This window comes from Shewanella sp. MBTL60-007 (genome assembly GCF_019654915.1).
Taxonomy (GTDB): domain Bacteria; phylum Pseudomonadota; class Gammaproteobacteria; order Enterobacterales; family Shewanellaceae; genus Shewanella.
Window position 1 is genome coordinate 16,276 of sequence record NZ_BPET01000038.1, and the last position, 12,718, is coordinate 28,993.

Annotated in this window: 12 protein-coding genes; 8 read left to right on the forward strand and 4 right to left on the reverse strand. The window is 43.0% G+C overall.

Annotation, left to right across the window (positions count from 1 at the left end; all coding sequences use genetic code 11):
* The first annotated feature begins 1,353 nt into the window (after positions 1-1,353).
* Positions 1,354-2,592, forward strand: coding sequence for a DUF1963 domain-containing protein (locus K5Q92_RS14910; protein WP_220769778.1), 1,239 nt, complete (start codon positions 1,354-1,356; stop codon positions 2,590-2,592).
* A gap of 283 nt (positions 2,593-2,875) precedes the next feature.
* A complete protein-coding gene (locus K5Q92_RS14915; protein ID WP_220769779.1) occupies positions 2,876-3,310 on the forward strand; it encodes a hypothetical protein in 435 nt (144 codons plus the stop codon).
* A gap of 69 nt (positions 3,311-3,379) precedes the next feature.
* Here the strand turns inward: K5Q92_RS14915 and K5Q92_RS14920 are convergent, their stop codons facing one another.
* Positions 3,380-3,946, reverse strand: a complete 567-nt coding sequence (locus K5Q92_RS14920; protein WP_220769780.1) for an imm11 family protein — start codon at positions 3,944-3,946, stop codon at positions 3,380-3,382.
* A 307-nt stretch (positions 3,947-4,253) separates the two neighbouring features.
* Between K5Q92_RS14920 and K5Q92_RS14925 the strand changes: the two genes are divergently transcribed.
* A complete protein-coding gene (locus K5Q92_RS14925) occupies positions 4,254-5,525 on the forward strand; it encodes a serine hydrolase (protein WP_220769781.1) in 1,272 nt (423 codons plus the stop codon).
* A gap of 175 nt (positions 5,526-5,700) precedes the next feature.
* On the opposite strand, the gene K5Q92_RS14930 is transcribed toward K5Q92_RS14925, so the two are convergent.
* Positions 5,701-6,135, reverse strand: coding sequence for a dCMP deaminase family protein (locus K5Q92_RS14930; RefSeq protein ID WP_220769782.1), 435 nt, complete (start codon positions 6,133-6,135; stop codon positions 5,701-5,703).
* A 226-nt stretch (positions 6,136-6,361) separates the two neighbouring features.
* Between K5Q92_RS14930 and K5Q92_RS14935 the strand changes: the two genes are divergently transcribed.
* Positions 6,362-7,468: a M20/M25/M40 family metallo-hydrolase gene (locus K5Q92_RS14935; RefSeq protein ID WP_220769783.1), complete on the forward strand. Its 1,107-nt coding sequence runs from the start codon at positions 6,362-6,364 to the stop codon at positions 7,466-7,468.
* Between the two features lie 272 nt (positions 7,469-7,740).
* The gene (locus K5Q92_RS14940; RefSeq protein ID WP_220769784.1) at positions 7,741-7,884 is read left to right on the forward strand and encodes a hypothetical protein; all 144 of its coding nucleotides are present in this window, start codon (positions 7,741-7,743) and stop codon (positions 7,882-7,884) included.
* Between the two features lie 182 nt (positions 7,885-8,066).
* On the opposite strand, the gene K5Q92_RS14945 is transcribed toward K5Q92_RS14940, so the two are convergent.
* A complete protein-coding gene (locus tag K5Q92_RS14945; protein ID WP_259649589.1) occupies positions 8,067-8,531 on the reverse strand; it encodes a c-type cytochrome in 465 nt (154 codons plus the stop codon).
* A gap of 98 nt (positions 8,532-8,629) precedes the next feature.
* The gene (locus K5Q92_RS14950) at positions 8,630-9,067 is read right to left on the reverse strand and encodes an Hsp20/alpha crystallin family protein (protein WP_220769785.1); all 438 of its coding nucleotides are present in this window, start codon (positions 9,065-9,067) and stop codon (positions 8,630-8,632) included.
* Positions 9,068-9,449: 382 nt separating this feature from the next.
* Here K5Q92_RS14950 and K5Q92_RS14955 point away from each other — a divergent pair, with 382 nt between their 5' ends.
* From K5Q92_RS14955 to K5Q92_RS14965, 3 genes are all read left to right on the forward strand, one after another.
* Positions 9,450-9,698 carry a DUF3297 family protein gene (locus K5Q92_RS14955; RefSeq protein WP_220769786.1) on the forward strand — a complete coding sequence of 83 codons (249 nt, stop codon included), beginning with the start codon at positions 9,450-9,452 and terminating at the stop codon, positions 9,696-9,698.
* Between the two features lie 318 nt (positions 9,699-10,016).
* Positions 10,017-10,796 (forward strand): glucosaminidase domain-containing protein, encoded by a 780-nt coding sequence (locus tag K5Q92_RS14960; protein ID WP_259649590.1) that lies wholly within the window; start codon positions 10,017-10,019, stop codon positions 10,794-10,796.
* 440 nt (positions 10,797-11,236) lie between these two features.
* Positions 11,237-12,364, forward strand: coding sequence for a diguanylate cyclase (locus K5Q92_RS14965; protein WP_308443596.1), 1,128 nt, complete (start codon positions 11,237-11,239; stop codon positions 12,362-12,364).
* The last annotated feature ends 354 nt before the right edge of the window (positions 12,365-12,718 follow it).

A 12,718-nucleotide genomic window follows, 5' to 3' on the forward strand; every position in this document is an offset into this window, starting at 1 on the left:
ATAGTAAACGCAGGAGTTTGCTGGGAGTGCTTCAGGCGCACTCTTTAGTGACATACAAGATTCGAGTACTGCTCGTTCCTCATTTGTCGGTTCAGTAGAGCCTGCAAGTAATGAAAAAGATAGCGTTAATGTTAGTAATATTAATAACTGACTGCTCTTCATTTTAGTTCCTCATTTATATGTGACTTATTCGAGTGCAACTAATTGGAGAGTCATAAATAAATCGTAAGCAGAAATTGTTATATTATTGACAAGTCGAATGCCGTAACCGCCAGTGACCTGCTTTAGTATATTAAAGTCTTTACTCTATCCGCCTTTGACCTGCCTATATCGCTTGTGATTGCCAGCCTATAGAGAGGTTTACTATTAGATTTATTATTCATCCCTATTTAGAACTCATATTTTTATTGTTAGCTATAGTCACTCACTGACCTTAACAGTTAAGAGTAAATGGCTAGTCAGTGTAAACTCGAATATTGTTGCCACATTGTTCGGGAATAACGAGTTATTGTTATAAGTGATTGTTTTTTCAGTGTCAACAGTTTGTTGTAAGTGCTTGTTTTGTGTGGGTGTTGCAACAATTAAGTTTCAATTTATGTTAAGTTAAGCTTGTTTGAAGCTATTTTTAAGGTTGGTTTAAGGTTTCTGGCAGTGGAATTTGTCAATCGAATGGCGATTTTTCTTAGTGAGTTGGATACCTATATAGCGAGTTTTAAATTCAATATTTTAGGATTGATAATTATTTTATTGCGAAGTTAGCATAATAATTATAACGCCATAGCTAATAGCATAAGCTAATGGCATATATTGGATTTATTACTCTGGACTTGGTTAATGCTGAAGATGAAGATTGTTATGTGTAAGCCTAAAAGCAGGCAAGTTAACTGGAAATGTTTTATAGAGCAAACTGATGATACAAGCTGATGATAAATGAAGTTATAAGCTTCAAATTGTAACCTAGGATATTAAAGCATACATACAAGGCTAACTGTTTTATTCAAATAGATAGTCGCAATATGAGGTGTTTTTGTGCTTTTTTTATCTGCTACCTCATGGATGCACTCTTAACTCTCACTTTTTCAATTTAGCTTGTCGATCAATGGCTGTTCTGTCGCGGACTCGATCAATACTTGCTATAACTATCGCTCCGAGCAAGGCAACCGTTACATCATCTTGGAGCAAGCGGGTCGATTCTATTTTTTAGGGAGTTAGTGGTGAAAACCCATTGCAGTAACTCATTGCTAAAAATGAATGCTTTTGCTAAAGCCGCTCTTATCTCACCCATGATTGATAATGGCTGGCTTTCTTATGTTTAACTTTGTGTTGTTTAACCTTTGTCATTTAAGGGCAGTTATGTTGAAAGAGTGGTTTTGGCTTTTTAAAAAGATAAAGTCGAATGAGCAGTTTGGCGAATATCAGCCAGCATTACAAAATATGCTCTCTGAAGGGCAAGACATTCATGAACGAGACGCCAAAGGGCGTAGCGCCTTAGAATATATTTTTGCGAAACCCTTCCCATGTGTTGAGCTGGTATCTTGGTTGCTTAGCCAATCGAGTTTTAAACCGGCCAAAGAAGCGAGCCTCTATCCATACAGTGTTGATTTACCTAAGGGCCATTTCCAGCTCACTAAAGCCAATAACATGATGGATAAATTAGATGAGTTAATGCCATCGGCGCGTTGCGGTCTTGAAGATATTACTGAGAAAGCCCGTTTAGCTGAGCCCTATTTACGCTTGTTAACTAAGTTTGAACAGGCAGGCTTAACCAATCAATACCAATCCGGTAGTGAGTTTTATAGGCAAGCGTTTGCAAACAGGCTAGAAAGTCAGTTGCAATTGCGGGATCTAGAAGCGCAGTTTGATGATCTCTGCGTTGGTTTTCATATGCTTGCCGCTGAATATGACAATGAATTCCAGAGTCGTATTGCTGGCGCCCCTTGGCTGCCAACTCCTGACTCCGCTAGCGCTCGCGCTAATTTGGATCTTATCGCCAATGATGAGAGCCTAAGGCTTGCCTTGCAGATTAACTTTGCCCAGTTACAAGGGCGAAATCCAGCCCTTCCAAGCAAAGGCTTGCTGCAGGTTTATCTTCAAGAGCCTGATGAGGGAGAGGAGCTAACGGGTCGCTGCGAAGCGATATTCTGGAAGCAGGCCGATATGGAGAGCCTCAATTGGGTTAAGTGTCAGCACAGAGCGATAACTGGGGACTATCTAGCGCCCTCGGGTTTCGACGTTAGCCATCGCAGGAACGGCCAATACCCTCTTAGTTGGAAACCATATACTCAACTGCCAGCTTGTGAAGCTGAAATTACTGCGGTTATCGACAAAAATAGCTTAGAAATCGATCCTGAACTTTATACTGATTTGTACTATGACTATGGCTTAATGCCTCGGGTTGAAGCGCGCACACGGGAAGTTTTTACTGAAGAGGGAGAGTTCACTGAAGAGCCATACCTGCCTGAAAATCATATCGCTATCTTAAGCTATTTATATACAGACTTTGGAAGCAGTCTCTATAGTATTCCAGTCGACGCGTTAAGAGGCGATGAGACTGATTGGCGCCAGTTAACCCATACTTTTTGCAACGATTAGCGCTGGACTAAAAGCAACACAGGTATATAGCTTTAGCGTGCTCTGGTGTGTATTTGCATCACTGCGGATCACACCAGGGTTGAGCTAGCCACTTACTGAAAGTCACTCGCGGGTTATTGGTATTTTTAATGCTGGGCAAGGTTATTGCATTGAATATCGATACGGGGGGATTCCATTTCAGGGCTTCACTAAAACTCTTATAATAACTTAGTAATACTTTGCTCGTTAATATGTATCCCATCAATTTAGTTATCAAGAACCATTACATTTATAGGGGAATACTATGAACTTAGCTCAAGCATCTTTTACTAAAACACTGCTGTCTGCCATCGCTATTTTAATGGCTTCTGTGTCGGTCTGTATGTCTGCGCAAGCGGCGCCTTTGCCAGTTGTGGTTGCAACCTTTAAATCAATCAACACTTCAATGCAGTTCCATACTGCACCTAAAGCATCCTTTAAGGCATCGAATGGTGTTGAGATTGCCATTCATATGCCACGTAACTCTGATGATAACAGAATACTCATTATGGATAAGGACTGGTCTATTGTACCTAACCACTATACTACAGCTAACCATATGGGAATTATTGAAGCGGCCTATGAGTACGCCCGTAGTGAAGGATTGAATGTTGAATTAAAAAAGGCTGATCAGTTTTATTATGATGGCAGCCACGGCTTTGCTTATGAAGTTGAAGTTAAGGATGAAAGCAAAAGCTAAGCCTTGTTGTCCTAAGACTGGTGCTTCTCTTTTCATGATTTATAGATGATTAGGGGAGCTATAGCCTAGCTAGCCAAATTCGTTATAGCCATCAACTGAATAGAAGCTGATGCCTTGCGGCTTATGCTCTAGGATTTTATTGACTATGCTCTTATGAAAAAACACCTTATCCTTCCAGCCGCTGTCTCGAAATATTAACCTTTCCTCTAATGCGATTTGGGCTAGCTGACTCTCGTCTAAAACGAGTTTCTTCATTCCTGAGATAAACTCACCGCCATTAAACTCATCATAGTAGTCGAACTCGCTGTGCTGGCGGTCAATAGCTTTAATTTCGTTGCCGATTTGAATCATGTGGTAAAGGTGCTCACCTTGATCGATTAATTTGATTTTGACCCAATTGGTACCATAGGTGTTGCTGATATTTAATTGCTGTAATAAGCCGTCTTTGATGCACAAAGAAGGCACTAGGAATATATCTGCCAGAGGATAGTTTTCTTCAGCGGCAAACCTTACTACTAGTGGCACCGGCTCTAGGGGATGGGTGAACAGATTAGAAGGCACCGCATCTGCATATTCATCGGGAAAATCATAGAAGGGAATATCAATGTTCTCGACTGCGAAAAAGTACTCTCTCATTGTTTTATTTCCTGAGCATATGCTTGGTAAAACTGCGGCAGCAAGACTAACACACCTGAAGGTTAAGTGATTACTTTATTGTTTTTATTGTGTATTTATGTGATTCCAATTCTGTTTTTCTGATAGCAAAAGAAATCCTGATAGTGTTCTTTTTCTCATGCCTCCGTCACATTTTGGTTCTACTACTAAATACTATGAAGGTTAGTGATTACACAAATTATATTCATTGTTTTAATTGTGACAGTACAAAAAATACTCCCTAAAACAGCCACTACTCAAGTGCTGAATACATGCAAAAGGAGCTACCATGAAAAAGTCAGTTTTAGCTTTAGCGAGTTTACTTTCATTCGGTTCAGTCGCTGTCGAATTTAAAGTGCGTGACGAAGCATTTATAGAGAATGCGGCCAGTCATGCTATCTCTATTAAAGACTGGGACAGCCCAGAGAATGCGGCCTCAACCTTTCCCCATGGTTACAAGTTCACTAGTGCCTATTATAAGTTAGATGTAAATGGTGTCTCCCCTCAAAAGTTAATGAGCGCAGATGCTTTAGATCTCAGCAAGCTTATGGTGTCTGACATTGACGGAAAGATCGATCTTGAGACATTCCTACGTGACAGACTAAAGAATCATTCTATGGTTGTGTTAAAGGGGGATCGCATTATGCATGAGCATTACTGGAACAACATGAGTGACAAGTCAACGCATATTGATGCATCGGTAACTAAGTCGTTCACTTCAATGGCTGCTCAATTAGCCGTGGCCAAAGGCCAGTTGGATATGAGCAAGTTAGTCATTGAGTATCTACCAGAGCTAAAGGGGACTGCTTGGGAAACTGCCACAGTTCAAGATGTTTCAGATATGCGTACCTCTGTCATTATGAAGATCGCTAAGCATAAGAGCTGGGATGACCGTATGAGCGATTCACAGTCATACTACGGTGATACCGCTAAAGACTATCCAAACGGTGTTAGTGATTACTTCCCAATGGTAACTGAACATAAGTATAAAATGGGGGAAGCTTACACTTATCAGTGTGTAAACACCGAGGTATTAGGCAAGGTTGTTGAACGTGCCTCTGGTAAATTGCTTGCTGAGTATATTGAGTTAATTTTTCAGTCAGCAGGTACTGAAAACGAAGCTTACTTAGTTTCTGATCATGCTGGTGGTGCAGTAGCTGCTGCAGGCCTAAATGCGTCTACTAAGGATTTGGCTCGTATCGGTCAGTTATTTCTAAATGATGGCAAGAACTACAAAGGCGAACAAGTGTTGTCTAAGGCTTGGGTCGATAGTTTATACGCAGGTAACGACGTTGTCCGTGCCGCGTGGAGCATGAGTAAAGAAGCTGCTCTTGCTGATGGATGGTATAAAGATCAATTTAGACTGTTAAAGATTGAGAATCGCGAGATCTTGGCAATGGTCGGTATTCATGGTCAGATTGTTGCAATGGATAGGGATTCAGGTGCTGTTATCGCTATGAATGGCGGATACCCGCAAACAGAGACTGCGCGAATGGCATTATCGATTTTCTACAAAGTTCTACCTACAATTTTTGAGGCTGTTGAGGCTGTGAAGCATTGACCCCATCCTCAATAATATGTATTCAAATCTCCTTTGTTAAGCTTAAATAGTCTCTTAGACGTTATGACCTGAGCAAGAAATGGGTAGAGTTGAATAGGTAGTAAGAGCATATAGATAATTAAAAAGGACGCTAATTAGCGTCCTTTTGTTTGTGCTTGCTTGTGTCTATAGTGCTTCAGTCAGCCTGCATCCAATCAACCTTAACACCAGCTTGGTCGAACATATCTTGGCTAATTTTAATCTTATCGGCCCAGCGTGATAAAAAGTCTTCGCTTGGTTGTGGGCTATGGACTGTGCTTAAACCTGTTTGGATTATTTTGGCAGCACAATTAGGGCAAGGGAAGTGAGTTACCCAGATCTCGCAGCCGCTAAGATCGCGTTTTGCATAGAGAATGGCATTCTCTTCTGCGTGTAGGGTTTTGAGTAGTTTCATTTCGCGGTTGTCGGTTTCGGCACTATCTGAGATCCCATGGGGGTAGCCATTGAAACCTAATGAGACAATCCGGTTATCTTCGGTGATCACCGCACCCACTTGTGTGGAGGGATCTTTACTCCAAGAACCAACGAGCTCGGCCATCTGTAAGAAACGTGTCGCCCATTTTGTCATCATCTAACTGAAACTCCTAAATCGATACTTTTGAATAAACGCCTAAAATTAGGGTTATTCTCTATGGAGAACAATGATAAATCAACATATAGCCAATCAATAAGGAATTAAGTTGGCTCAGAGTCTGAACCAACTGACCCTTTCTCGCCTTTTTTTGATGTAACTCAGCTATCTCGGGTGTCAGTTGGGTTTATGATTCTTGTTCGTTTCGTAAATAGAAGTCGCACAGATGACAAATATCAATCAAGAAAGACTCGTTGAACACTTTATCTCGCTGGTGAAAATCGACAGTGAATCAGGCAATGAAAAAGCGGTTGCTGAAACTTTAGTTGAACAGCTTGGCCAACAGGGCTTTGAGGTAGTTCAGCTAGCTGTGCCGGGCACTATTTCGAACGGCTTTAATATCTACGCAAAGCTGCAAGGAGAGCTTGATGGAAGCATAGTTTTCAGCAGCCATATGGATACTGTGACACCCGGTAATGGTATTGAACCTATCATTGAGGATGGAATCATTCGTTCTCAAGGCGACACCATTTTAGGCGGAGATGATAAATCGGGGATCGCCGCTGTGATGGAGGCCGTTCGTAGCATTCAAGAGAGCGGCGAAGCCCATAAGACGATCGAAGTGGCGTTTACCGTTTATGAAGAGCGCGGCATGCACGGCTCTAAAAACTTCGATATCAGCAAGATTGAATCTAAGCAAGCGATTGTACTCGACTCGGGCGGCCCTATTGGCACCATTATCACGACCGCTCCAGGTCAGCAAAGCCTAAAAGTGACCATCAAGGGTAAGCCTGCCCACGCGGGACTCGAGCCTGAAGCGGGGATCAATGCGCTGACGGTCGCTGCCGATGCGATAAGCAAGATGCAACTGAGTCGCATCGATGATGAAACCACCGCCAATATCGGTGTGGTGCGAGGTGGCCAGGCGACCAATATCGTGATGCCAGAGCTGCACATTGAGGCTGAGGCTCGCTCATTGAATGATGACAAGCTGGCAAAGCAGGTAGCGCATATGGTGTCGACTTTTGAAGCGGCGGCGCAAAAGCATGGCGCGAGTATAGAGATTGACTCAAGCCGTTCTTATAACGCTTACCATATCTCGGATGACGATGCCCATGTGGTGGCGATAAAGGCAGCCTTTGAAGCCATAGGAATTGAAGCCGTCACTAAGCCAACAGGCGGCGGGTCAGATGCCAACATCTTTAATGAACAAGGCTTGAAGACGGTTAACTTGTCGACGGGTATGTCGAAGGTGCACACCACGGATGAGTTTATTGCGGTAGCCGATTTAGTGGCAATCACCAACTTTGTTCGCTGTTATCTAACCCGTTAATTTTCAGCCTATCAGCGCTAATGGCAGCACTAATATTTAGTGATAGTTGAATGAATAGCCTCTGGGGCTGAGCCGCTCTCTTAATTGGGAGCGGCTTTTTATTTTATGGAGTTTCATCAGGCTTTACTATTTTTGCCATCTTTGTTGGTTAAGATTAATTTTCGTTGTAGTTAAGATTAACATTTTTTCAAGCAAACTATTTTGTGAGTAAAATCAAATTCTACCGCAAACCTTTGTGCAATATTCATCCCGATTTATCTATGGGGATCTAATTGAACGAGAGGTTTTCGATGGCGTTTTTAGATGATGTGCCAACCCTTTTCTTATTGGTGGGGAGTATCGCCCTTGTCCAGTTTTTGGTTGTCGCTGTTGGACTCATGTTCAATAAGCTGCAAGGTCTCTTTAGGCAGCAATAGCGTTCATCAATGAAAAGCCTGCATAGCAGGCCTTTTTTTATCTGGTAGTTTTGATGTGGTGATTACTCGCTATTGCTTAGTAAGGATTCATCGCTTAACTCCCAATTATTCAACTCCTCACTACTCAGTTAGCAACTACTCAGTTGGCAACAACCCGATAACTCAATGACTCCAGTTATTAGTTAAGGTCTATCGTATCGATAGGGGGAATATTCCGTTCGGGGAGAGGGCGCCAGTTTGTAATAGGGCTGTAAAAATACGACTAGGTTAACCAGTTCCTCGACAGTCATCACGCTATTAAAGCTCACCATTTTAGATTTGCCATCGATTTGAACCGCAGACTTGGGGTATCCCTCTATGAAGCTGTGCGATGGATTGATAATACCTGTGACCAGAGCAGCGTAGGTTTTAACCTTGTTCGATTCACCACCTAGAGGGATTGATAATATAGAGTGTTCGATAGCTTGTGGTTGCTCTACACCCTCTAACTGATGGCATGAGAGACATTGATACTTCAAGAAGGCTTGTTTTCCCTTGGCCACATTGCCATCAGGGAGGTTAAAACCCTGAGGGGAATCCACCGACTTGTCACACCCCGATATTGCTGCAGCAATTAGGGCGAGCATGCATAGATGTAATAATTTCATATTCAGTCACTCCATCCTGATTAATCTCTTGTTGTTATCTGCTGCGAGCAATTATCGCGGTGTTACTTGCCAATAATTTAGGTTAATGGCGGGAGGGACTACTCAATGCTAATTTTTTTTACCTCTTGCTTATTGTTAGCTGACTTAGGTAATACTAACTCCAATACACCATCTTCATATTTAGCTTTAATGTCTTGTTCTTTAATATTTTTGCCGAAATTAAAACTGCGATAATAGCTGCCGTAATGCCTTTCTTTCAGCATATTGCCGCTACTTTGTTTTTTCTCGGATTGCTCATCATGTTCAGCTTTTATAACCAGTTGGCCATCATCTAATGACACATGAATGTCATCTTTACTAAAGCCGGGTAGCTCGGCCAGTAAGGTATATTCACCTTCCGTTTCTTCTATATCTACAGCAGGCATCTTGCTGGCTTTATTGAAAAAATCAGAGCGTAATACTGGGCTGAAAAAGCCTTGGAACATGTTGTCATCAAAAACTGATGGGAAAGATCTTGAGTGCTTGGCAGGTTTCATCACTAATATCCTCATCTAGGAGAAGTTAGGAGGTTTGGGGTGTAAGTAAACTATAGTCGTTTTTGCTTGTTTTTCGAGCTGATTTATTACCTAAAACAAGGGGCGATAAGCCACGCAGCAGTAGCCTGTTAACACTCATTATGAGTGTTGCTTCTAGAGGGGGAGGACTGCAGTGACTAGAGGGGGATAGTCCTTCATTTACTCTTGCGGTTATTGCTTTTATCTGGGGGATTGTGAAGCGATAGTTCATCTTGAATACTCGCGAGAATCCACTAACATTTATTACGGTCACTATTGAGCGTTAGGCCTGTATTGCCTACAATAGCGCACTTTTTGTTTACTGCAGTTTCTATAACTGCCACTTTTATTACAGGCCACGATTATGACTGACACGAGTTCACAACCTGCTTTACCAGATCGCCTTTCTGTTAACCCACGTAGCCCGCACCATGTGGAAGCTATTTTCGAGTTTGATATCGGTATCAAGGTTAACGGCAAAGAGCGTTTTGATGTTGAAGAGTATTGCATCAGCGAAGGTTGGGTAAAAGTACCTTCACACAAAGCGCTAGACCGTCGTGGACAACCGCTAATGATGACAGTTAAAGGTCAGGTAGAAGCTTTCTACAAGTAATAGTAATCAGTGACACAGTTGCTGAGTTCTTTGTAAATAAAAAGGTCGCAATAGCGGCCTTTTTTGTTAATCAGGGCATGCGGCAGTGGGTGTTAGCTGCCTGACACAAACTAGTTTTTACGGTTTGGCTGAGATATATTGGGGAGCTCGCCTGGCTTTTCCCTTTCTATTGAGAACACTCGAATGTCCTGTTCAAGAATCCTTGCTAGTTTATTTTTACTAATTTCTCCTTTTGTCTTGGCTAGTACTAGCTTGCCGCTAAGTCTGCCTCAGCCTCCCGAACAAGTTCTGCAGCCTTATCCTGAGGTAAGCGTTAACATGCTGCACTCAGCTAAGGAGCTTATCGCTGCCTTTGATGATAACGACTATCAGCTCACGGCCGTTGAGCAGAGCAAGACATTGCCTAGTTACTATGTTGAGAATCTGCCTAGCGATTTAAATGCGTTGCCCGTATCGCAAAAGACAACTGGCTTTATTCGGTTACTCTTGCCAACTATCAAGGCGGTGAACGAGCGAATTTTGCTGGTTAGAGATGAGCTAAACAGGCTATCGGCTAAGCCTAAATCCCAGTGGTCTGAGGCCGAGAAGCGCTGGGTGCAGACGTTGTCAGACTCTTACGCGATTCAGTCAGGTGAGATTGCCGAGCTACTTTTGCATATCGATATTATTCCAGCGGGCATGGTACTCGCCCAAGGCATCGATGAGAGCGGTTGGGGCACAAGCCATTTTGCCATCGCGGGCAATAATCTCTATGGTGAGCACCTGCCCCACGATGGCGGCAAGTTTTTAACGACGCCGGGCGGCCATGTGAAGGTGGCTGCATTTAGCGATCTATATCAGAGCACTGCAAGCTATATGCATAATCTCAATACAACAAGGGCTTACAAGGAGCTTAGGCTGTTGCGGCAGCAGCTGCGGACGCAAGAAAAGTTAACAGGCTATGAACTGGTGCAATCTCTGCTGCATTACTCTAGCCGCGGTCAGGCCTATGTGGACAACTTACGAGCGTTGATCAAACGCCATCGTTTAGATGACTTTGACCAGAGCAGGCTGAACACGAGTGATAGTGTTCGTTATCGTTTTAGTGATAATGGCTAATGGCGATTAACTTATCGGCTCTGCTTTTTATTGGGACAGAAATGATAATAGAAAGGCCGCGATAGCGGCTTTTTTTTATGTTGATTTTATATCTATGATATTGACCACAAAGGCGTTATTTTGCAGTTGCTATGATAATACACCCTGTTGGCTTTATCTTATGAAAATAGTGTCGACTTACTAGGGGATGTATTGCTGTTTCGAACTTATCACCCTTAACCCATTTGATGACTGAATCACTCACTCGCATTTAACCTAAGTAATGGCTTATTTAGTGGCTTATAAGAGATTAAGTATGAGTAGTGGTGCTGCTTGCTTAAGCAGGCCGGTATAGAGCTAAGGGTTTTATTCGATTATTATTGAGGTTTGTTTTGTCTGCTTTTTACCATCGTTGCCGTTACTTTTTCCTTCCTCTTGTCTTCACGGCTTTTGGCCTAGCTTTGACCGAGATCTATCAATCAGACCTGCAGGTATGGCTGGGGGTGATAGAGCAGCTTCCCTATTGGTTACTGCCCGCCGCAATCATTATTGCGCTGCAGTTTAACCGAAGTCGCTTAGCTTATTTGGCAGCGATCATGCTGACTTACTATCTGTGTGTGACCCACTTTTTGTTAGAGCCTGCGCTGCTGGAGCTATATTCACAGCAGCTCTTACTCGGCGGAGCCTTCACTATTAGCGGATTTGCCTTTATTAAAGATAGGGGGCTGTTATCTCCCCACAGCTTGGTAAGAGTGGTTGGTTGCGGGCTTTGCTTTGCGGCCGGTTTTGGTTGGCTGTGGGCTAACCGCCAGTTTAAAGTACAACTTGATGAGCTACTACCTAGTCTAATAGACATGGAGGTTAGAGTCATAGCCCCCTTGTACCTGTGTGGTGTATTGGTGTTTATTCGTGGACTCTGGCAGGCGAATCTGGTTAATAGCGCCATCTTTATCACCCTCGCGCTTTGGACTGTTCAGTTTGAGTTTACGGGCTTAGTTTCCCTCGCAACCTCGATGACAGTATTAGCCATTATCTATATTTTGACTGTGCTGACCGACTCCTACTTTTTGGCTTATCGCGATGAACTGACGGGACTTGCCTCTCGCCGAGCCTTGTTTAACTTAGTGCTTGCTTTAGGGCGTAAATACAGTGTGGCTATGCTGGATATCGACCACTTTAAGAAGTTCAACGATACCTATGGTCACGATGTCGGTGATCAGGTATTGAAGTTAGTCGCCAGCAAAATTGCTGGTGTGCGCGGCGGCGGTAGAGCGTTTCGTTATGGTGGTGAAGAGTTCACCATTATCTTCCCCCGTAAGGATGCGCAGTCGACTCTTAGTTACCTCGAAGAGGTGCGCCAGACGATTGATGAGTACGATATTGTGCTTCGAAATGAGCAGCGTAAGAGTCAATCCAAGGCTAAGCGTGGTAAGACTAAAACGAGTAACCAACAGCGAACGGTGAGTGTCACCATCTCCATAGGCGTTGCCGAGCATCAAAGTGGTGAAACCTTTGAGCAAACAATGAAACGATCCGATCAAGCCTTGTATAAAGCTAAGAAAAAGGGGCGTAACCAAGTCTGTGCTTAGCGCGGTTTATGGGGATCTAGATAAAAAGAGCGAGTAGGCGTTATAGATATGAATACTCATGGAGGTTCAGCCGCTCGCTTTTGAAAAATCCCCAAACTGACGCACCGGTTCTGATAGGCCCTTTACAATAAAGGTTCGATAGATTGTGGGTCTAAATTAGAGGCGTGTTTCTTGAGATAATATGACTACGGATATTTTGACTTAAGTGGGTATTTTTAGCTGTCGATTTAATAAATAAATCATATTCGAGGCGTACCATGTTGTTAGTAGGTAAAAAATGTGGCCAATCGCAGCATTTTTGTCAACATTTATCGTTACCATTGCTACAGCGCTACACATGGTTAACTTATCTCA